Origin of the sequence: Sodalis sp. (in: enterobacteria) (assembly GCF_036327475.1) — a bacterium.
Taxonomy (GTDB): Bacteria; Pseudomonadota; Gammaproteobacteria; order Enterobacterales; family Enterobacteriaceae.
The window spans coordinates 19,839-41,534 of record NZ_CP132913.1 but is presented as its reverse complement, the minus strand read 5'-3'; the positions used below and the strand labels follow the sequence as shown (position 1 = coordinate 41,534).

The following is a 21,696-nucleotide window of genomic DNA, read 5'->3' as shown; positions in this document are numbered from 1 at the left end:
ATCGCCAATTGAAAACCGAAAACGCGCGAAATAGGGCGCCATTCACGATAATATAACTCCCTCGCCGTGTAGTCGCGGCAACTGGGCGTCTAAAGACATGGCGCAGGCAGCGCTCTCATGGTTAGCCGCCCCTGGCCGGTTACCCACAATTGCCATGGAACCCGAAGCCGGCTGGCATTAATTTTGCACGTGATACTGCAGAAATTGCCGCTGTGGCCTCAGACGCTAACGCGCCACAGATCCGCCGTGCGGTTTCTGGTATTCTTACAGCATTGCTAACAAGAGGATTCACAAAGACATGTCAAGTTGGCGTAGAATTTACTATACGTTGTTGTATTTACCGCTAAAGTTGCTGGTAAGAAGTAAAGTTATTCCGGCCGATCCGCGCGCTGATGCTGGCCTCGATCCCCGACAGCCCGTGGTGTATGTGCTGCCCTATAATTCCAAAGCTGACCTGCTCACATTACGTATACAATGCCTGAAACAGGGGTTGCCCGATCCGCTGACGCCGCTACATATCGACGGCATTACCCTGCCGCGCTATGTTTTTATTCATGACGGGCCGCGCATACTGTCGTGGTACGCCGAAAAACCGCAGTCAAGCTCGCTGTTTTATAATTATCTTGATTTGCACCGTTCAAATCTTGCGCTCGATGTGCAGTTGGTGCCGGTATCGGTCATGTTCGGCCGTTCACCCGGCAGAGAGTCGCAATCCAGTCAGCTGGTTCCGCAATTGCGACTGCTGAACGGTATTGAGAAGTTCTTCGCGGTGCTGTGGCTTGGACGCGACAGTTTCGTGCGATTCTCGCGGCCGTTATCGTTGCGTTATATGGCGACAGAGCACGGCATCGACAAGTCTATCGCTCAGAAACTCGCCCGTGTCGCACGTATTCATTTCGCCCGGCAGCGTCTGGTGGCGGCGGGACCGCGGCTGCCGGTACGCCAGGATCTGTTCAAGAAGCTGCTGGCCTCCAAAGCTATTGAAAAAGCGGTGGAGGATGAGGCACGCAGCAAGAAAATTTCCGTGGAAAAGGCCCAGCAAAACGCCATCGAACTCATGGAAGAAATCGCCGCCGATTTTTCTTATGAAGCGATCCGCCTTTCGGACCGGGTACTGAGCTGGACCTGGAGCCGGGTTTATCAAGGGTTGCACGTGCACAACGCCGAGCGGGTCCGTCACTTGGCGGAAGAGGGCCACGAAATCGTTTATGTGCCCTGCCACCGCAGTCATATGGATTATTTGTTGCTTTCCTATGTGCTTTACCATCAAGGGCTAGTGCCGCCGCATATCGCCGCCGGCATTAACCTTAATTTCTGGCCGGTTGGCCCGATTTTTCGCCGGCTTGGAGCGTTTTTTATTCGTCGCACCTTCAAAGGCAATAAGCTCTATTCCACCATTTTTCGCGAATATCTCGGCGAGCTATTCACCCGCGGATATTCGGTAGAGTATTTCATCGAAGGAGGCCGCTCTCGCACTGGGCGGCTGCTGGAGCCGAAAACCGGGGCGCTGACCATGACCATTCAGGCCATGCTGCGCGGTGGTAACCGCCCCATTACTCTGGTGCCGATTTATGTCGGCTATGAACATGTAATGGAGGTGGCGACCTATGCTAAAGAATTGCGCGGCGCGGCAAAAGAGAAAGAGGGGCTTTGGAAAATGCTGCGTGGATTGCGCAAATTGCGCAATCTCGGCCAGGGTTATGTCAATTTTGGCGACCCTCTTCCCCTTGCCACCTGGCTGTCGCAGCAGGTGCCGCAGTGGCGTGATTCTATCGATCCCATCGAGACCCAGCGCCCGGGCTGGCTGACGCCAGCGGTGGGCGACATTGCAGCTACCCTCATGGTGCGGATCAACAATGCCGCCGCGGTCAATGCTATTAATCTATGCTCTACAGCACTGCTGGCCTCGCACCAGCGCTCGCTCACCCGTCCGCAGTTGCTATCGCAGTTAGCCTGTTATTTAGAGCTGCTGCGCAATGTTCCCTATGCGCCGGATACCACGATACCCGATTTGACGCCGGAGGTGCTTTTAGCCCATGCACTGGCGATGAACAAGTTTATCGTCGAGCATGATGCTATCGGAGATATCGTCTGTTTGTCGCACGATCAGGCCGTACTTATGACCTACTATCGGAATAACATCCAGCATCTGCTCATCCTGCCGTCGCTGGTGGCGAATATCATTTGCAGCTGTCCGGGTATCGCGCGCCAGCAGCTGCACCAGCGGATCATACTGCTGTATCCGCTCCTGAAAGCGGAACTATTTATGCACTATAGCAAACAACGGTTGCCGCAGGTTACCGACAGTCTCATTACCGAACTGGCGCGCCAGGGACTAGTGGAAACGCAAGAAATGCTGTTGTATCCGGCACAAACCCATCTCCATGCCCTACAACTGCTAGCCGCCAGCGTGAACGAAACGCTCCAGCGCTACGCCATTACCTTTTTGTTATTGCGCGCCAATCCGCGGCTTAACCGAAGCACGTTGGAAAAAGAGAGCCGAATTATTGCTCAGCGACTTTCGGTACTGCACGGCATCAACGCGCCGGAGTTTTTCGATAAAGAGGTGTTTGCGACCCTGGTGGCGACGCTGCGCGCCGATGGATATATCAGCGATACTGGCGACGCCATTGATGAGAAAGTCAGTGAGATGTGCGATATTCTGAATGAATTGATCACGCCGGACGTCCTCGGCACCATCGAAAACGCCAGTCTACTGGCGAACAAGCAGGCTATCACGGCACTGCCGGCAGAATAAGCCAAACGCCGGTAGGCGATTGCATTAGCCTACCCATCGCGCAGATAACCGATTATGTCGTGGTTTTCCCCTCGCGGCGAAACGCGTTTAGATGAAGTAGCTTAACGCGGCAATAAACTAAGAAAAATACCGATAAAAATCAGCATGCCAACAAAGTTATTATTCAGAAATGCCCGAAAGCAGGCCTGTCGCTCGCGGTGGGCGATCAGCTTTTGCTGATAAAGAAACAACGCTGAGGCGCCCGCCAGAGCCAAATAGTATAGCCTACCGAGCCCGGCCTGCCAGCCGATAACGCCGAGCAACCCAAGCGTCGCCAGCTGCAGCAACCCGATGATCAGTTTATCGAAGCGACCAAATAGGATGGCGGTGGATTTGACACCGATACGTAGATCGTCGTCCCGGTCTACCATGGCATATTGGGTATCGTAAGCCACCGTCCAGGCGATATTCGCCAGAAACAGTAGCCAGCAATTCAGAGGTAAGGACTCACCCACAGCCATAAACGCCATTGGAATCGACCAGCCGAACGCCGCACCCAGCATCAGCTGCGGTAAATGCGTGTATCGCTTCATGAATGGATAAGCCCACGCCATCGCCAGGGCTACCGTTGACAGCACGATGGCCATACTGTTCAATGTCAACACAAGCGCAAACGAAATCCCCACCAGCGCGCCAAACAGGAGTTTGGCCTCTTTTTCGCCGATTGCTCTGCTAGGCAAGGGGCGAGAGCGGGTACGTTTGACATGGCCGTCTATTTTACGGTCCGCATAATCGTTAATCACGCAGCCGGCGGCGCGCATAAAGAAGACACCCAGAACAAATACCGTCAACGTTCCCAAGGTGGGCACGGCCATGCCAGCCAGCCACAGGGCCCAAAGCGTCGGCCACAGCAGTAGCAGCGAACCGATGGGCTTATCAATCCGTATCAATCGGCACCATACCTGCCATTTATCCTGTGTCAGGCTGTGATCCAAAGGAACTCTCCTTTTCTATTCTAGCGCACCGCCGCCGCAGACATACAGCGGGCAACCGGGTAGAAAGGCCGCTGTCATCAGCAGAGCCTGCCCATCGTGAAGTAGACGAACACGGCGCAGCCATAGCGCCTGCCTAGTTGAATTGCATAATCGCGGCCTTGCCTTTGTCGCGGCGGGAACCAGAGTACGCGCGGTCAGCTAGACCTTGTCATAATCATAAAGCACCACTTCCTGCAGCCAGAGCCGCCCACAATCCAGCAGTAACGCCGATTCTCTCGGCTCGATGCAAGGCGGGGACAAATCCTTGTTCAAGATAGCGCGTTCTCGATCCACATAGCGCGTTATCGATCCACGTTCAGTCAACTGGCTGCGCATGACGTCATCGGGCCAGGCTGGCGGCGCGTCCAGCCACTGAACACCGTCAAGTGGTGCAACAATAGCCTGTTCGGCACAGAATCCACGCTCGCTCCCAGGGTTAAAGATTTTCATTGTGAACCGCTTGCATTGACATGCCACACCAACAATTCACGCCGACGGACCACGCTTCACGCTCGACGCAGATGACCCCTTCGTGACACACAAACAGGCTGTGCCGAGGCTCGGGTGAAAATGGCCTCGCGAGGAGGCCATCCGTATTAATATACCGCGTCACAGCGTTTATTCCACAGCTGGCGAGCGTTCGTCGGTCAGACCATAAGATAGTATCTCTACCATCTGACCACCGTCGCGGGTAAACAGCGTCCAGTTGAACTGCGCGCGGGTCCGGTTCGGCGTAACCGTTAGGACATCCAGCGGGATCGATAGATGGAAGCCTTTAGTAAAGGATCCCTCTTCGTACTCCTCTTTCACATTGGTAAAGGTGACGTAATCACCAACGGTAATACCGTACAGCTGGCCGCACCAGACATCACCAAGCCGATCGATATAGGGTCTGCAGCTTGCTAATATAAACGTCTGGGTGCGCATGCGCAGCAGATGGGATCCAAAGGCAGATCGGTGTAATTTATCGTGATTATTTGCGGTATTATCGAACAGGCTACCCCGCAGCGCCCGGTAGTTAATGGGTCAGTAATTACGGGCCGCCAAAGGACTAGTTCAGCACCGGCGATCAGCTCAGCTTCAGCCGGTTGCGGTCGATGTAAAGCCCTGCTAGACAGTTTCGGCACGTCGAGTTCGACGCGACGCTGAATCAGCAGCTTCTCATAGCCCGGCGTGTAGACTTGCAGAGTATCTTGCAGGCTGCATCGTTGGCCTCGGTGATCACCATTGACATATTCGGTGACTTGCAGTGTATCGACATTTTCGGCAGGCTATTCACTATAATGCGGTTAGCGCGATCCACGCCCTTATCGCGATATTTCCGATTTTTTACTGCTGCCGCAAATCGTTAAAGTTGGTGCGCAGCATAACGCCGAACATGAAGGTGTTTTCCGCGTTCGTAGCTTATGGTGGATTTGCAGATATTCCACAACATCGCGACAAGCTGATAAGGATGCGGGCTGGTAGGCGCGTGACATCAGCCACCAATACACTGGTGCTCAGGATAAGGTATAGACGCTAATCACCACTCAGTCTACGGTTAGCTTTAGAATGTAAACGTATCCAATCAGGATACAGCGGCACAAACTTCCGTACGGTCACCCGTATCGAGGCCAATTGCGCGCACCCGCTCCACGTAGCCAACTCGCCGTCATGATCCCCGCCCAGTTCAGTACTGAAGACACTTAATCGAGCCAGCAATTCTTGCTGTACCTGCTACTGCACCTCGCTGGTGCTCCTTTCTGCTATCGCGGTGCCCAGCCACCGACTGCACCCGTTAAGCTCCGGGTGCAGCGTACGCTGTTCCAGATTAGCGGCACCTTATAATATCACCGCTTGAGATTGCTCAGGATAATGAACGCCGCTCGGCTGTCGGCTAAGGCGGACGCGATAAAACCAACACATAAGCTCATGGCGATTAAGAATTGTTTTTTCATGGTTTACAGATATTTTAAAGTAGTGGTTTCAATCGGAAAGTAATCCAGGCTAATGGATTGTTCCGTTTTTACCATGGCTTTGGATCGCGCATCGATCCAGTAACGGTTACGATATCGTCAGGGTTTCGTTATTCACCAAGCTGAACTGGGAGATAAACGTCGCGACCCGCGACCTTTCCATCCACGACCGGGTGGCGGTCCATTCGGTATCATTAAGGATGCAATTGGGATGGATGAGGGGGATCGGTGTTGAGGTTGGTCACTTCCAGCGAGTTATCCAGCAGACTAGGTGTTGTAAGGTAGCCATTTCGCGTGACCAGCATAGCCTGTCGCGGGTAGCCCATCTAACTAAGATTACTATTCGGTATAGGCCGACACAACAAAGATTTGCGATCCCTCGTTCACTTTGGCTTACATGCTGGCGTAAGGGGTCGCGCGCACCTGCGCTGGCGCTTTATCTCAACGCCAGGCGTTCCAAAGGTGGCCAATACGCACGTATCAACTATACCTTTTCTAAACGAAAATGCTCAAACAATCATCATACTTACGTGTGCTGATTATTTTTACTTAGAACGTTGAAGTCGTAGTACTGGTGTTACTGCTGCCACTATTATTGTCGTTGTAGGAGGAGGTCAACGCCGCGCCAGCGCTCAGCCGGACGCTGTGGCACCACCCGCGGTGCCGCCCTGTTTAAACCGGTCCTTGTCGCCAGCGCAGCGATCGCATATGAACCACTCGCCATCCACGCAGCTATTACTACACTTAACAATTTTCAACACATTTAATTAATGATTGTGATTACTCAACATATAGTTAAATTAAATATAATACAATAAAATGCAGATTGCATTATTGACTAATGAGAATGTCGCAAAAGTGCTGAAAGGTGGGTAAGAACAGAACAATGTGATATATTTCACTACCTTGTTATCGGTATGTAAAATTAAATATCGCCATTACTCTATTATTGTCGTGATAATTTGCTAAAAGGTTCATCAAGTGGATCTGTAGTAGGCGAAAAAAGTTACATTCCACAATAACGGCAACATAGATGACAAATGGTAATGGTTCTTAAACGCGCAATGCGTTAATTCACTGAACAGCTAATAGACGCTTTACCACCGCTAATTTTCATCACCCTCGACCGGTGATGAGCTCTCTCATAAAGAAAATTTATCAGTGACGCCAGGACTTATAGCAATTGATCAGGCCGTTGGTAGAACTATCGTGCGCGTCAATCGGATTATCCTGAGCTAGTTCCGGCAAAATGCGATTAGCGAGCTGCTTGCCCAACTCAACGCCCCACTGGTCGAAGGTATAGATATTCAATATTGTCCCTTGTGTAAAAATCTTGTGCTCGTACAGCGCAATCAACGCGCCCAGGCTGTAAGGGGTAATCTCGCGCAGCAAAATAGAATTGGTGGGACGGTTGCCCTTAAAAACTTTAAATGGCGCCACATGCCGAACCTGATCCGGAGATTTGCCGGCCGTACTGAATTCTTGCTCTACGGCATCGCGTGATTTGCCAAAGGCCAGCGCTTCGGTCTGGGCGAAGAAATTGGACAGCAGTTTGGCGTGGTGATCGGCAATAGGATTATGGCTAATGGCGGGAGCGATAAAATCGCAAGGCACGATTTTCGTCCCTTGGTGAATAAGCTGATAAAATGCATGCTGCCCATTAGTGCCCGGTTCACCCCAGATAATAGGCCCGGTTTGATAGCTCACGGGGTGCCCTTCACGATCGATATATTTTCCGTTGGACTCCATATTACCCTGCTGGAAATAAGCCGCGAAGCGGTGCATATATTGATCGTAAGGCAGAATCGCCTCGGTTTCCATGCCGTAGAAATTATTATACCAAATACCGATGAGTGCCAACAGCACCGGTAAATTTTTCTCCAGCGGCATTGTGATGAAATGGTGGTCCATGGCGTGCGCGCCGCTAAGCAGTTTTTCAAAATTTTCGAAACCCAGTGACAACGCAATGGATAAACCGATGGCGGACCACAGCGAATAGCGGCCGCCAACCCAGTCCCAGAACTCAAACATATTCTCGGTATCGATGCCGAATTCTGCTACCGCCTTGGCGTTGGTGGACAAGGCGGCGAAGTGGCGGGAGACATGTTTCTCATAACCGGCGGTTTTCAAGAACCAATCCCGCGCGCTGTGGGCATTGGTCATAGTTTCCTGGGTGGTAAAGGTTTTGGAGGCCACCAGAAATAAGGTGGTCGCCGGATCCAGGTCTTTAATCGTTTCAGTAATATGAGTGCCGTCAACGTTGGACACATAATGCATGTGGAGGTGATTTTTATAAGGTCGTAACGCCTCAGTTACCATATACGGCCCCAAATCGGAGCCACCGATACCGATGTTGACGATATCGGTGATAGTGCGGCCGGTATACCCTTTCCATGCGCCGCTGATCACCCGCTCGCAGAAGTGTTTCATTTTCGCTAGTACCGCATTGACGTCCGGCATCACATCCTTGCCATCAACGTTAATCGGCGTATTGCTGCGGTTGCGTAGCGCAACATGCAGCACCGCCCTCTCTTCGGTACGGTTGATTTTCTCTCCGTTAAACATGGCAGCAATCGCTTCCTTGACGCCACATTCGTCCGCCAGCGCCAACAAACGGGTCAAGGTCTCAGCGGTAATGCGGTTTTTGGAGTAATCCACCAGCATCTGGTCGTCGAACGTTGCCGAAAAGGCGGAAAAACGCGCCGGCTCCTGTGCGAACAGGTCGCTTATTTGCACGTCTTTCATTGAGTCGAAATGTTGTTGCAGCGCTTTCCAAGCCGCAGTATGACTGGGATTGATATTTTTCATAACAACACTCTTATAGGTGATTAGATCATCGCATATTTATCGCATATTTTTTGATTATGTGTTTTGATTATGATTGTATCGCTTTAACGCCGCGCCCGGGAGGATTTTTCTTACGCCAATACGTCGTGCCCTGTGCGAATCGGTCGCGCGGCACGCTTTTATTTAGCCTAACAGACTCGCACTATTTTCCTGCAGAGAATTATCCGCTGCCATGAATCCGTGGCCGGCGATGAAAAATCACGTGCTGCCACGTTGACATCAACGCTATTGCCCGTATTTCTAATGACCTAGTGACGCATCTAATGTGTGAACCAGAAGAGGCTCGTCCACGAGGAGGGTCCGCTTTCCCGCGATCATACCCAAGGAGTGCCACTAAGACGATAGCGGCATACGAGCACGCCGCCGTCGACCACGGGGCTGAATCCCTCGGGTTGTCACCAAGTATTTCGCCGGGCGATTGGTAACGGTGAGGCGCTTCTGGGTATACCGTAACCTGCCTCCACGCCTGCTTCCTTGCTTCCCGCGCCTGGCTCGTACCTGACCTGATATCACCGCTGCCACCCGGCCATGGCATCTAATACGAGATATTTGGGCATGTCAAATTCATCCACCTAGGGGTAATCAGTACAGATAACCCCATGATATCTAATTAATTGCCTTTCGTACGAGGTTTTGAGAATTTTATCCATCTGAACTATAACGTCAAGATCGATCATGTTATAGCTGTTGCAGGCTAACACCACGCCGACGATATCCCTGCCGGCACGCCGGTGTTGATGCCCCTAGCACATGAGCGACCACATTTTGCCTGCATTTGCTGCAGGTGTTGGTGGTATTACCTGCACTTTTGTGGCTCGCTCTCAAACAGCTCAGGTGTTGTAAGGTTAAGTCTCACGGGTCATTAGTATCGGTTAGCTCAACGCCTCGCAGCGCTTACACACCCGACCTATCAACGTCATCGTCTTTAACGTCCCTTCAGGAGGCTCTAGACCTCAGGGAAGACTCATCTTGAGGCAAGTTTCCCGCTTAGATGCTTTCAGCGGTTATCTCTTCCGCACGTAGTTACCGGGCAATACCATTGGCATGACAACCCGAACACCAGTGGTGCGTCCACTCCGGTCCTCTCGTACTAGGAGCAGCCCCTCTCAATCTTCCAGCGCCCACGGCAGATAGGGACCGAACTGTCTCACGACGTTCTAAACCCAGCTCGCGTACCACTTTAAATGGCGAACAGCCATACCCTTGGGACCTACTTCAGCCCCAGGATGTGATGAGCCGACATCGAGGTGCCAAACACCGCCGTCGATATGAACTCTTGGGCGGTATCAGCCTGTTATCCCCGGAGTACCTTTTATTCGTTGAGCGATGGCCCTTCCATGCAGAACCACCGGATCACTAAGACCTGCTTTCGCACCTGCTCGAGCTGTCACTCTCACAGTCAAGCTAGCTTATGCCTTTACACTAACCTCACGATGTCCGACCGTGATTAGCTAACCTTCGTGCTCCTCCGTTACTCTTTGGGAGGAGACCGCCCCAGTCAAACTACCTACCAGACACTGTCCTCGGTCCGGATGACGGGCCTGAGTGAGAACATCAAACATTAAAGGGTGGTATTTCAAGATTGGCTCCATGCAGACTGGCGTCCGCACTTCAAAGCCTCCCACCTATCCTACACATCAAGGCTCAATGTTCTGTGTCAAGCTATAGTAAAGGTTCACGGGGTCTTTCCGTCTTGCCGCGGGTACACCGCATCTTCACGGCGAGTTCAATTTCACTGAGTCTCGGGTGGAGACAGCCTGGCCATCATTACGCCATTCGTGCAGGTCGGAACTTACCCGACAAGGAATTTCGCTACCTTAGGACCGTTATAGTTACGGCCGCCGTTTACCGGGGCTTCGATCAAGAGCTTCTCGCAAGCGATAACCCCATCAATTAACCTTCCGGCACCGGGCAGGCGTCACACCGTATACGTCCACTTTCGTGTTTGCACAGTGCTGTGTTTTTAATAAACAGTTGCAGCCAGCTGGTATCTGCGACTGGCTTCAGCTCGGGGCGCAAGGCCCTCCACCTACACACCAGCGTGCCTTCTCCCGAAGTTACGGCACCATTTTGCCTAGTTCCTTCACCCGAGTTCTCTCAAGCGCCTTGGTATTCTCTACCTGACCACCTGTGTCGGTTTGGGGTACGATTCGATGTGACCTGGAGCTTAGAGGCTTTTCCTGGAAGCGTAGCATCAATTCCTTCACCACCGTAGTGGCTCGTCATCACGCCTCAATGTTAAGAATGAGCGGATTTGCCTGCTCATTCCACCTTCACGCTTGAACCGGGACAACCGTCCCCCGGCGAACCTAGCTTTCTCCGTCCCCCCTTCGCAGTCACACCCAGTACAGGAATATTAACCTGTTTCCCATCGACTACGCCTTTCGGCCTCGCCTTAGGGGTCGACTCACCCTGCTCCGATTAACGTTGAACAGGAACCCTTGGTCTTCCGGCGAGCGGGCTTTTCACCCGCTTTATCGTTACTTATGTCAGCATTCGCACTTCTGATACCTCCAGCAGCCCTCACAGGTCACCTTCACAGGCTTACAGAACGCTCCCCTACCCAACAACACATACGTGTCGCTGCCGCAGCTTCGGTGTATGGTTTAGCCCCGTTACATCTTCCGCGCAGGCCGACTCGACCAGTGAGCTATTACGCTTTCTTTAAATGATGGCTGCTTCTAAGCCAACATCCTGGCTGTCTGGGCCTTCCCACATCGTTTCCCACTTAACCATGACTTTGGGACCTTAGCTGGCGGTCTGGGTTGTTTCCCTCTTCACGACGGACGTTAGCACCCGCCGTGTGTCTCCCGTGATAACATTCTACGGTATTCGCAGTTTGCATCGGATTGGTAATCCGGGATGGACCCCTAGCCGAAACAGTGCTCTACCCCCGTAGATGACTTCACGAGGCGCTACCTAAATAGCTTTCGGGGAGAACCAGCTATCTCCCGGTTTGATTGGCCTTTCACCCCCAGCCACCAGTCATCCGCTAATTTTTCAACATTAGTCGGTTCGGTCCTCCAGTTAGTACTACCCAACCTTCAACCTGCCAATGGCTAGATCACCGGGTTTCGGGTCTATATCCTGCAACTAAACGCCCAGTTAAGACTCGGTTTCCCTACGGCTCCCCTATATGGTTAACCTTGCTACAGAATATAAGTCGCTGACCCATTATACAAAAGGTACGCAGTCACACCCCGAAGGATGCTCCCACTGCTTGTACGTACACGGTTTCAGGTTCTATTTCACTCCCCTTGCCGGGGTTCTTTTCACCTTTCCCTCACGGTACTGGTTCACTATCGGTCAGTCAGGAGTATTTAGCCTTGGAGGATGGTCCCCCCATCTTCAGACAGGATATCACGTGTCCCGCCCTACTCATTGAGCTCACAACAAGCGCACCTTCGGATACGGGGCTATCACCCTCTGTCGCCGGACTTTCCAGACCGTTCTCCTGATGCGCAAGCTGATGATGGCTCTGGGCTGTTCCCCATTCGCTCGCCGCTACTGGGGGAATCTCGGTTGATTTCTTTTCCTCAGGGTACTGAGATGTTTCAGTTCCCCTGGTTCGCTTCGTCAGGCTATGGATTCACCTGACGATGATGCAACGAATTGCATCGGGTTTCCCCATTCGGACATCGCCGGCTGATAACGCTTCATATCAGCTCACCGGCGCTTTTCGCAGATTAACGCGTCCTTCATCGCCTTTGACTGCCTAGGCATCCACCGTATACGCTTAGTTACTTAACCTCACAACCCTGAGCTGTCTGCATTTGGTTCGACGGTCTGCCACGACTTCCGGGCTTTCAGTCACTTGCGTCGTCTCGCTTGAGTCTCACCATACAGGCGAGACTCGGCACAGTCTGTGAGGACCGGGCTGAAACGACAGCGCCTATCGCACGACAGTGATAACGTTAAGCGTTATCTCAGGTTTGCTTACTTCGTTTGAGAGACTCACATGCTGAGCTTGCACTTCAGCATGTGTTTCAAATTTTCAGCTTATTCCGGATTGTTAAAGAGCACGATATTTCAGAGCGCGTTTATCAAACGCGCTCTGAAATATCAAGCAAAATGGCGTCCCCTAGGGGGTTCGAACCCCTGTTACCGCCGTGAAAGGGCAGTGTCCTAGGCCACTAGACGAAGGGGACTCGTAAAACGCGGGCAACACACTGCGATACTTGGGCAGAAAGCACCGTTTTCATAAGGCAAGCGGGCAATCCTGACCGTAAAGCGGCGGTAACTTCGCTTAGCCGCCAATAATGTTTTCCTTGCTTACCAGGAAACAGGTAAAAGCCGCCGACGAGCTGCTTTGCTCGTGGTAGTTATCAGACAATCTGTGTGGGCACGTCACTTAACGTATCGTTTAGGTAAGGAGGTGATCCAACCGCAGGTTCCCCTACGGTTACCTTGTTACGACTTCACCCCAGTTATGAATCACAAAGTGGTAAGCGCCCTCCCGAAGGTTAAGCTACCTACTTCTTTTGCAACCCACTCCCATGGTGTGACGGGCGGTGTGTACAAGGCCCGGGAACGTATTCACCGTGGCGTTCTGATCCACGATTACTAGCGATTCCGACTTCATGGAGTCGAGTTGCAGACTCCAATCCGGACTACGACGCACTTTATGAGGTCCGCTGACTCTCGCAAGATCGCTTCTCTTTGTATGCGCCATTGTAGCACGTGTGTAGCCCTACTCGTAAGGGCCATGATGACTTGACGTCATCCCCACCTTCCTCCGGTTTATCACCGGCAGTCTCCCTTGAGTTCCCGACCGAATCGCTGGTAACAAAGGATAAGGGTTGCGCTCGTTGCGGGACTTAACCCAACATTTCACAACACGAACTGACGACAGCCATGCAGCACCTGTCTCAGAGCTCCCGAAGGCACCTAGGCATCTCTGCCTAGTTCTCTGGATGTCAAGAGTAGGTAAGGTTCTTCGCGTTGCATCGAATTAAACCACATGCTCCACCGCTTGTGCGGGCCCCCGTCAATTCATTTGAGTTTTAACCTTGCGGCCGTACTCCCCAGGCGGTCGATTTAACGCGTTAGCTCCGAAAGCCACGGCTCAAGGCCGCAACCTTCAAATCGACATCGTTTACGGCGTGGACTACCAGGGTATCTAATCCTGTTTGCTCCCCACGCTTTCGTACCTGAGCGTCAGTCTTCGTCCAGGGGGCCGCCTTCGCCACTGGTATTCCTCCAGATCTCTACGCATTTCACCGCTACACCTGGAATTCTACCCCCCTCTACGAGACTCTAGCCTACCAGTTTCAAATGCAGTTCCCAGGTTGAGCCCGGGGATTTCACATCTGACTTAATAGACCGCCTGCGTACGCTTTACGCCCAGTAATTCCGATTAACGCTTGCACCCTCCGTATTACCGCGGCTGCTGGCACGGAGTTAGCCGGTGCTTCTTCTTCGGGTAACGTCAACAGATGGCGCTATTAACGCCATCGCCTTCCTTCCCGCTGAAAGTGCTTTACAACCCGAAGGCCTTCTTCACACACGCGGCATGACTGCATCAGGGTTTCCCCCATTGTGCAATATTCCCCACTGCTGCCTCCCGTAGGAGTCTGGACCGTGTCTCAGTTCCAGTGTGGCTGGTCATCCTCTCAGACCAGCTAGGGATCGTCGCCTAGGTGAGCCATTACCCCACCTACTAGCTAATCCCATCTGGGTTCATCCGATGGTGTGAGGCCAGAAGGTCCCCCACTTTGGTCTTGCGACGTTATGTGGTATTAGCTACCGTTTCCAGCAGTTATCCCCCTCCATCGGGCAGATCCCCAGACATTACTCACCCGTCCGCCGCTCGCCGGCAAAGAAGCAAGCTTCTTTCCGTTGCCGCTCGACTTGCATGTGTTAGGCCTGCCGCCAGCGTTCAATCTGAGCCATGATCAAACTCTTCAATTAAAAGCTTGATGCTCAAAGAATTAAAACTGGTATTCCTATGAATATTCGTTGTTCACTCTTCAAGACTTGATATTTCGTGTATCGATACTGTCTTATGAGTGCCCACACAGATTGTCTGATAAATTGTTAAAGAGCGTGTCCGGGAGGGTAATTCCTCTACCGGTACAAGTGGCGTATACTACGCTTTTCCGCTGCAGAGTCAAGCTTTTATTTAACCTTCGTGGACCGCTTGCCTCTGGCTGAGCCGGTAAGTCGCAACGACTGCTCCCGGTCAGTGGAGGCGCATTATAGGGAGTGGAGGGAGCTGAATTTATTACACAAGCCTTTTTGATTTTTTGCAACTGACTGCTTACTTTATCCCTTCCGCTTTGATCTTATGGGGAACATTGTTCTGGATGGCGCCGTTATCAATGATGAGGTTGTCATTAGCACTGGAAGCCCGGCGGCGCCCGATAAACGCTTACATATATGGCTATCTCCATCTGTAGAATGACGTGATTTATTATCATCGCGCGATCTGGTATTTTAGGCGTAACTTTTTGGATACCGCTGGCCTTAAAACGCTTTCAGACTCCAATTCAGACTCCAAACAATGGACACATACCAACATCTAGGCTAAGCAGCATTAGCCGTCAATATTTATCCCCTGAGCAATCGCGGACGGGAGCGGCCATATAACTAGCTCGCGCTGATTTGGCACTCCAGATCCGAGAAATGTATCGCCTAGTTCATGCGTCCAACTCCGCCCGCAGGGTTTCCAGCACCGACAAAACCGAGGGCAATACGCCATGCCATATGAAGAAGGCCGACGCCGCCTGACCCACCAACATGCCGAGCCCATCGGCGCAGTGCAGCACACCCTGCCTACGACACCAGGCGATGAATGGCGTTTCGCATTGCTGATAAAACATATCGTAGCAGCACACCGCCGGCGTAATGACGGAAGCCGGCAGCAGCGGGATACCCCCCTGCACCCCGGTGGATGTCGCATTAATGATTAGGTCGTAGTCCGGTGTGTCGAGGTGCTCTAGTGGCAGCGCACTAATATTGCCGACGTGATGGTAAAGTTCCACCAGCTCTTGTGCGCGGTGGAAAGAGCGGTTGGTCAGCGCCACTTTGCAGCCGTAGGCCAGTAGCGGTAAAATAACCCCCCGCGCCGCGCCGCCGGCGCCCACTAACAGCACTCGGCTGTCTTGGCGCAATAGAGCGAGACGCTGCAAATCGCTAACCAACCCGATGCCGTCGGTGTTGTCCCCCAGTAATGCCCCGTCCGGTAGTTTCTTGATAGTGTTCACCGCCCCAGCCAAAGACCCACGCTCGCTGAGCTGATCGCACAGCGAAAACGCACGTTCTTTAAACGGCAGGGTAATATTCGCCCCCACTCCTCCCTCGTCGAAAAACCGCCGTAGCGTTTGTTCAAAACCGTCCAGCGGCGCTAACACACGACCATAAGGATGAGCTAGACCGGTTTCAGCGGCAAAGAGTGCATGAATGCGCGGTGACAGACTATGTTTAATCGGGTTACCAAAAACGGCGTAGGTATCCATAGTGTCACTCTGGTGATGGTCAGTTCTGGCGGATTAATTCGCCGCTTAGGGCATCGTGAATTTCAGAAGGATTGCGCCGCCCCTCTACCGCTTGGTCTAGCACCGGAAAAGCGGCGCCTAATTGCTCACGCACTTCATCGGCGGTATGCGCCGGCGGCAACCCGGTCAAATTGGCGCTGGTGGACACAAGCGGCCTGCCGAAAGCTAGGCAAAGACGCCGTACCGGTTCAAATGCACTGACGCGTACCGCCAGTGATGCGTGTCGCCCCATTAACCAACGCGGTGTTGTGGGGCGGGCCGGTACCACCCAAGTAACGGGGCCCGGCCAACAGGCGAACATCCGCTCCCGCGCGGCATTATCCAACGCGCTGTCGTCAATATAATCCGTGAGCTGGGCGTAATGCGCGGCAACCAGGATCAACCCTTTTTGCCACGAACGTTGTTTTAGCTTAAGCAGCGCCTGAATCGCGTTTTCGCTGTTCGGATCGCAACCTAACCCAAACACGGCCTCTGTCGGATAAGCGATAACCTGCTGCTGGTGCAGCGCCGTCACTACATTTGCCAGGTCAAGCAATGAAGTTTCATTCTTCATCATCGTTTGTTGCTACCGGCTTGCCGCAGCCTTTATCGGCACAAAACCGCTTTGCTCTGCGAACGGTATTTATCTCCATTAACAGCGGGGAATGACAATACATGCATATTCCCGCCACGGTCTGATTATTTAACGCATATTTATAGATGGGATAGAACTTTATTATAGATACACATGGCAGCCGGATCGGCATCCAGCGAAAAAGTTCTGCTCTGCCCGTTCTGCAAACCAGCCAGTTTCTTCAGCCAGTTTAACGCATTATAAATATCATCGTGTGAAGGCCAGCTCGTGTGATGTCATCGGTCAATTTATCCTGATCCGCGCGCATGTCGACTGCATTGTGGATGTAGGTTTCAAACAAATACATTAGCACGTCGAACATGGCCTGCCCTCCTTAATTGGACATAGCCGCCGGGTACAACTGCGATCCATCCTGCTAACTCCAGAGCAATTTCACTACCACCCCTGGCGCAGGCTGGCCGGTACGCTCAGCAACGACGTCACAGATGTAACCTCGTCCTCTACGTTAGCCCACACATCGGCAAATGGCAAATTTAACTTCGCATTCTGGTGTAGAAATAATTTCCGTCTTATTTCGGCGTCAGCCATTTCAAGTCACTGTACAGGTGTTCAAATATCTCCCCCCCAGGGGATAAGCATTGCGCCATGCTGGATAAGCCAATACTGGCGCTGGACGCGCTGTCCAGCGAGCCTAGCAAAGCAAAGATCTCTCGTCCCTGATCCAGAGCACAGAGCAGCATGACCAACCACTTTATTGCCACCTCAACCACTAATACCCCGAGCTTAACACGCTTATCAAGCGGTTACGAAAGGGAAAATGCATTGCCAACAGCGGCGCGCATTCTCCAATTCACTTGGCGAACAGCAATGATAGCGCTGATGTTGTCGCGAGGTTAAAACGCATTTAACAGCGCTCTGGCCAGGGAATAATCTGGCCAGAGCGCTGTTTACCCTCCTTACGCTGCCATGCGCAGCCGTATTTCGCTCAACAGTATTTCTCCCTTTCCTGAGTTAGCGATTGACCAACGCCGGGACATTTCTCGTCCAATGCTGTCAATCAGCCCTAGAAATGTCTAGAATGGGGATAAATATCGTTTCATACTCAGATGCAGATTCAGACCACTATGTCATTATTGCAGGTGTTACATTATCCCGATGAGCGGTTGCGTAAAGTTGCCAAACCTGTCGCTGATGTCAATGACGCCATCCGCCGTATTGTGTGTAATATGTTTGAAACGATGTACGCCGAGAAGGGAATCGGCCTAGCTGCCACCCAGGTTAATATCCACCAGCGGATCATCGTTATTGATATCTCGGAAAACCGCGATCAGCGCCTAGTGCTGATCAACCCCAAACTTATGGAAAAAAGCGGCGAAACCGGCATTGATGAAGGCTGTCTGTCGATTCCCAATCAGCGAGGCTTCGTACTACGGGCGGAGAAAGTGAGAGTGCAGGCACTGGATCACGACGGCAACAGCTTCGAGCTGGATGCGGACGATCTGCTGGCAATCTGTATCCAGCACGAGATGGATCATCTGGTCGGCAAGCTGTTTGTTGATTATCTCTCGCCGCTAAAACGTCAGCGAATTCGTCAAAAAATGGAAAAACTGGCGCGTATGACACGCACAAAAGTAACCCAAGCGCCATAGGAATCATCCTGTCCAACTCTTTACGTATTATCTTCGCCGGTACGCCGGATTTTGCCGCGCGCCATTTGGACACGCTGATTCGCGCCCAACATCAGGTGGTCGGCGTTTTCACCCAGCCGGACCGGCCTGCCGGACGCGGCAACCGATTGACGCCCAGCCCGGTCAAACAGTTGGCGGAGCGGCACAGCCTTCCGGTATTTCAACCGTCTTCGCTGCGCAGACCCGAAGGGCAAGGGTGGGTGGCTGCCTTGAAGGCGGATATTATGGTGGTGGTAGCCTATGGCCTAATCCTTCCTCAGGCGGTTCTGGACCTACCGCGCCTTGGCTGCATTAACGTTCATGGGTCACTATTACCGCGATGGCGCGGGCCGGCACCGATTCAGCGAGCATTGTGGGCCGGCGACGACCGAACCGGCGTAACGATCATACAGATGGATGCCGGCCTCGATACCGGCGCCATGCTGCATAAGACAACCTGTATTATTGAGCCAAACGACACCAGTGCCTCGCTGCATGACAAATTGGCGCAAATCGGACCGAGCGCCCTATTGTCCACACTTGAGAAACTTGCCGCCGGCCGCACCGCAGCCAAGCCACAAAACAACGCGCTCGCGACCTATGCAGACAAACTCAGCAAAGACGAAGCCTGGCTCGACTGGCGTCTGCCCGCGGCGCGGCTTGAGCGCTGTATCCGCGCCTTCAACCCCTGGCCCATCAGCTATTTTTTGCTAGCGGGGCAGCAAATCAAAGTTTTGGCCGCAAGCGTAGGCGCCAGGCAGATGGCGTCATGTGCGCCAGGCACCATTGTGGCTGCGGACAAGGCTGGTATTCACATCGCCACTGGCCAGGGCATACTAACGCTCACACAGTTGCAGCCGGCAGGTAAAAAGGCGATACCGGTTCAGGATTTACTCAATTCACGCCGCGAATGGTTTATTCCAGGTACGCTTCTGGATTGATCTTCGCCTGAAGGGTGTGAACCGGCGTCGGTGGCCACCGGTTATATGACGAGGGCCTTCATGGCTCGGTACGCTATGAAAACACACTATAATCTCCGCGTTATAGCCGCCAAGGTGGCAGAACAGGTGCTGGAGCAAGGTCAGTCTCTCAGCGCCTGTTGTTGCCGCCGTTACAGGCGTCCTTGTGCAGGAGCTCTGTTTCGGTATTATGCGCGTCCTGCTGCAATTGGAATGGATCATGCGCCAGCTGAAAACCGTTGACCGGTAAATAGCGGCCGGTTCATTACCTGCCCATAGTCGGTTTGTATCAGTTGATCTACGCCAGCATCCTTGCCCATGCCGCGCTGGCGCAAACGGTATCGGTGATGCTGAAACGGCCGCCGCTTAAGGGATCGATTAATGGCGTGTTGCGTCAGCTCCAACACCAGCGGCAGCGTTTCTGGTCGAGGCTGCGCAACTGGAAATCCGCCACATCCATCCTGCCTGGCCGTAAAAACGGATTCTGGCCGGCGCAGTATGCGCAGATAATCGACGCCAACAACCAACGTCCGCCGTCTGCCCAGCTTCGATCGAAGCTGAGTAATGGTGCGGGATGCACCAGCACAGAGCTTGCCCTTGCTGCTGGCACCGCAGGACGGCGAGGCATCCTTGATCTGTGCACCGACCCGATGGTAAGACCACCCATCTTTTGTAAGATCGCGCCAGCGGCACGAGTTACCGCGGTGGATACAGGCGGGCGGCGCGTGGCACGAATCCATGACAATCTGCAGCGGCTTAGCATGCAAGCGGAGTCATCATTGGCGACGGGCGTACACCGGAAGACTGGTGCGATAATCGGCTTTTCGATCGCATTCCGCTGGATGCGCCCCGCTCCGCAACAGGCGTTACACACCGGCATCCGAATATCAAATGACTGCGCCGCGACAGGGATATCGCCTTGCTATATGCCACCTGTTCAATTCTCTGAAGGAAAACCGCGGTCAAATCGCTGCTTTTCTAGCCCGATTGCAGGAAACAGGCGATACTGCAGCTCCTGGTTCCGTTGCTGGCATCGGGCGATGGTTTCTTTACGTTAAGATGAAAAGGATGCAGCCCTATGACAGGGCATAATAATGGAAGCGTGCGCCCGCTAACGGCGCGCCTGGAAAACTATCATCCTTAACTATCATCATTAATTGCAGAATGAGTTTGATCTGCGCGCGATCCAAGGGTACGGATCCCATCCGTGGGTTCTGCGCGATGCTTGGGTGACGGATGCCAATATGCTAGTAGCGGTCATCAACTCCGATGAAACCAATGTGATTGTCTATCAAATGGCCTATACGCGGTTCAAACCCCAACCGTATCACCCACATCCGTTCCCACGATTATGTCTGCGAAGCGGAGCGACTGTTTTCGCCGGAAGCGGTGCCCATTGATCATTTAATACCCCTGAGCAACTGGTCACCAATAACATCTATAAACTAATTGAGTATCTCGGCACCCTGCAGATGGTCAATGTCGCCGAAACCCTCTCTTCCATGCGCGAACACATGCCGCACATCGAAACGCGCGTCGCAGCAACTCTCCGCCAGAACCGGCCAACCCGCCAGCAGGGTTCGACAATTATTAAGGGAAGCGATGAGGTATTGTCGTGGTTGCCTCGCAGCACATCCGCGCTAAACACATTATGATTATCAGCGGTGGTAATATCGGCGCCGGCCTGACTTATTGGCTGGAAAAGATCACAACGTAAAGCTAATGGAGCGTGATCAAGGGCAGGTCCTGCGGAGTTGGAGGAACGGCGGCGATACTACGCCCTTTATTGCGATGTCTCCGATCAGGAGCTACTGGCGCAGGAGCATATTGAGCAGATCGACGTTTTGTCATTTATCCAGTGGCGCGTCTATCCAGTGGCGCGTCTATATGGATCTAGTGCAGGACGGCGTTATCGACATCGCTATTTCTCCACTGCAGGCCACGTCGAAACAGCCGTATCGAGCAGGGCGACCATGTGTTCATGTTCCTGACCGATAAAAGTTTGTCAGCAATGTAGAGCAACTGTTCCAATCCAGTCCCTTTTCCTTTAAGCGTTGACATATCAAAGGCCTATTCGAAAATATCCCCCTCATAAATCATTCATCCTTTGTTAGCTTTAGTTCATTCACAAATGATGGAGCAATTCTATGAGTTTCTTATAAGAATTCCGCAAATTCGCGATGCGTGGAAACGTGATCACATGGCAGTCGATATTATCATCGGTGTCGCTTTTGGTAAAAGCGTCTCCTCTTTAGTGACCAACGTCACCATGCCACCGATTGGCTTGCCGATCAGCGGGATTGATTCTAAGCAATTAATATTGGGTGCTCACGCCATGCAGGAAGACATTCCGGCGGTGATCATGTAGGTGTTCCTGCAAGATATGATTTTATCATCGTAGCCTTTTGCCGTGTTTTGTATCATTGA

Annotated in this window: 11 protein-coding genes, 1 tRNA gene, 2 rRNA genes, 7 pseudogenes and 1 riboswitch; of the genes and pseudogenes, 6 read left to right on the top strand and 15 right to left on the bottom strand. The window is 52.6% G+C overall.

All coding sequences use genetic code 11. The features are described from left to right. The first annotated feature begins 298 nt into the window (after positions 1-298). Complete coding sequence (gene plsB / locus GPOALKHO_RS00285) at positions 299-2,758, top strand: glycerol-3-phosphate 1-O-acyltransferase PlsB (protein ID WP_406702444.1); 2,460 nt, start codon at positions 299-301, stop codon at positions 2,756-2,758. Between the two features lie 101 nt (positions 2,759-2,859). Here the strand turns inward: plsB and ubiA are convergent, their stop codons facing one another. The 14 genes and pseudogenes from ubiA to GPOALKHO_RS00215 form a co-directional block, all read right to left on the bottom strand. Continuing rightward, positions 2,860-3,732, bottom strand: coding sequence for a 4-hydroxybenzoate octaprenyltransferase (ubiA, locus tag GPOALKHO_RS00280; protein WP_406702442.1), 873 nt, complete (start codon positions 3,730-3,732; stop codon positions 2,860-2,862). A 198-nt stretch (positions 3,733-3,930) separates the two neighbouring features. Beyond that, a complete protein-coding gene (locus GPOALKHO_RS00275) occupies positions 3,931-4,221 on the bottom strand; it encodes a hypothetical protein (protein WP_406702440.1) in 291 nt (96 codons plus the stop codon). Positions 4,222-4,389: 168 nt separating this feature from the next. Further along, positions 4,390-4,617: pseudogene (locus tag GPOALKHO_RS00270) on the bottom strand (YjbH domain-containing protein); the annotation flags it as partial. Between the two features lie 492 nt (positions 4,618-5,109). After that, positions 5,110-5,179 (bottom strand): annotated as a pseudogene (locus GPOALKHO_RS00265) (hypothetical protein); the annotation flags it as partial. Positions 5,180-5,289: 110 nt separating this feature from the next. After that, the gene (locus tag GPOALKHO_RS00260) at positions 5,290-5,472 is read right to left on the bottom strand and encodes a capsule biosynthesis GfcC D2 domain-containing protein (RefSeq protein ID WP_406702439.1); all 183 of its coding nucleotides are present in this window, start codon (positions 5,470-5,472) and stop codon (positions 5,290-5,292) included. Between the two features lie 239 nt (positions 5,473-5,711). Beyond that, a pseudogene (locus GPOALKHO_RS00255) lies at positions 5,712-5,813 on the bottom strand (hypothetical protein); the annotation flags it as partial. Positions 5,814-6,884: 1,071 nt separating this feature from the next. Further along, positions 6,885-8,534 (bottom strand): glucose-6-phosphate isomerase, encoded by a 1,650-nt coding sequence (pgi, locus tag GPOALKHO_RS00250; RefSeq protein WP_406702437.1) that lies wholly within the window; start codon positions 8,532-8,534, stop codon positions 6,885-6,887. A gap of 307 nt (positions 8,535-8,841) precedes the next feature. After that, a riboswitch (Lysine riboswitch) is annotated at positions 8,842-9,019 on the top strand. Positions 9,020-9,147: 128 nt separating this feature from the next. Then, positions 9,148-9,295 (bottom strand): annotated as a pseudogene (locus GPOALKHO_RS00245) (hypothetical protein); the annotation flags it as partial. 119 nt (positions 9,296-9,414) lie between these two features. Continuing rightward, a 23S ribosomal RNA gene (locus GPOALKHO_RS00240) occupies positions 9,415-12,323 on the bottom strand. 322 nt (positions 12,324-12,645) lie between these two features. Beyond that, positions 12,646-12,721: transfer RNA gene (locus GPOALKHO_RS00235), tRNA-Glu, on the bottom strand. Positions 12,722-12,941: 220 nt separating this feature from the next. Continuing rightward, positions 12,942-14,483, bottom strand: a 16S ribosomal RNA gene (locus GPOALKHO_RS00230). Together the 16S and 23S rRNA genes with 1 tRNA gene alongside form the textbook arrangement of a ribosomal RNA operon. A 728-nt stretch (positions 14,484-15,211) precedes the next feature. Next, positions 15,212-16,030: a shikimate dehydrogenase gene (aroE, locus tag GPOALKHO_RS00225; RefSeq protein ID WP_406702435.1), complete on the bottom strand. Its 819-nt coding sequence runs from the start codon at positions 16,028-16,030 to the stop codon at positions 15,212-15,214. Between the two features lie 19 nt (positions 16,031-16,049). After that, positions 16,050-16,625 (bottom strand): Sua5/YciO/YrdC/YwlC family protein, encoded by a 576-nt coding sequence (locus tag GPOALKHO_RS00220; RefSeq protein WP_406702433.1) that lies wholly within the window; start codon positions 16,623-16,625, stop codon positions 16,050-16,052. A 161-nt stretch (positions 16,626-16,786) separates the two neighbouring features. Then, positions 16,787-17,004 (bottom strand): annotated as a pseudogene (locus tag GPOALKHO_RS00215) (DUF494 family protein); the annotation flags it as partial. 763 nt (positions 17,005-17,767) lie between these two features. Between GPOALKHO_RS00215 and def the strand changes: the two are divergent. Further along, positions 17,768-18,292, top strand: a complete 525-nt coding sequence (gene def / locus GPOALKHO_RS00210) for a peptide deformylase (protein WP_406703497.1) — start codon at positions 17,768-17,770, stop codon at positions 18,290-18,292. 8 nt (positions 18,293-18,300) lie between these two features. Next, a complete protein-coding gene (gene fmt, locus GPOALKHO_RS00205; protein ID WP_406703496.1) occupies positions 18,301-19,251 on the top strand; it encodes a methionyl-tRNA formyltransferase in 951 nt (316 codons plus the stop codon). Positions 19,252-19,487: 236 nt separating this feature from the next. Here the strand turns inward: fmt and GPOALKHO_RS00200 are convergent, their stop codons facing one another. Beyond that, positions 19,488-20,009: a hypothetical protein gene (locus GPOALKHO_RS00200; RefSeq protein ID WP_406702432.1), complete on the bottom strand. Its 522-nt coding sequence runs from the start codon at positions 20,007-20,009 to the stop codon at positions 19,488-19,490. 35 nt (positions 20,010-20,044) lie between these two features. Here GPOALKHO_RS00200 and GPOALKHO_RS00195 point away from each other — a divergent pair, with 35 nt between their 5' ends. The 3 genes and pseudogenes from GPOALKHO_RS00195 to GPOALKHO_RS00185 form a co-directional block, all read left to right on the top strand. Further along, positions 20,045-20,164: a hypothetical protein gene (locus tag GPOALKHO_RS00195; RefSeq protein ID WP_406703494.1), complete on the top strand. Its 120-nt coding sequence runs from the start codon at positions 20,045-20,047 to the stop codon at positions 20,162-20,164. A 262-nt stretch (positions 20,165-20,426) separates the two neighbouring features. Then, a pseudogene (locus GPOALKHO_RS00190) lies at positions 20,427-21,327 on the top strand (NAD-binding protein); the annotation flags it as partial. Positions 21,328-21,449: 122 nt separating this feature from the next. Beyond that, positions 21,450-21,634: pseudogene (locus GPOALKHO_RS00185) on the top strand (MscL family protein); the annotation flags it as partial. Positions 21,635-21,696: the final 62 nt, after the last annotated feature.

Excerpts from the sequence above, each read along its gene's own strand:
- plsB (WP_406702444.1), top strand. The coding sequence starts at position 299 with ATGTCAAGTTGGCGTAGAATTTACTATACGTTGTTGTATTTACCGCTA.
- GPOALKHO_RS00275 (WP_406702440.1), bottom strand. The coding sequence starts at position 4,221 with ATGAAAATCTTTAACCCTGGGAGCGAGCGTGGATTCTGTGCCGAACAG.
- pgi (WP_406702437.1), bottom strand. The coding sequence starts at position 8,534 with ATGAAAAATATCAATCCCAGTCATACTGCGGCTTGGAAAGCGCTGCAA.
- aroE (WP_406702435.1), bottom strand. The coding sequence starts at position 16,030 with ATGGATACCTACGCCGTTTTTGGTAACCCGATTAAACATAGTCTGTCA.
- GPOALKHO_RS00220 (WP_406702433.1), bottom strand. The coding sequence starts at position 16,625 with ATGATGAAGAATGAAACTTCATTGCTTGACCTGGCAAATGTAGTGACG.
- def (WP_406703497.1), top strand. The coding sequence starts at position 17,768 with ATGTCATTATTGCAGGTGTTACATTATCCCGATGAGCGGTTGCGTAAA.
- GPOALKHO_RS00200 (WP_406702432.1), bottom strand. The coding sequence starts at position 20,009 with ATGGATTCGTGCCACGCGCCGCCCGCCTGTATCCACCGCGGTAACTCG.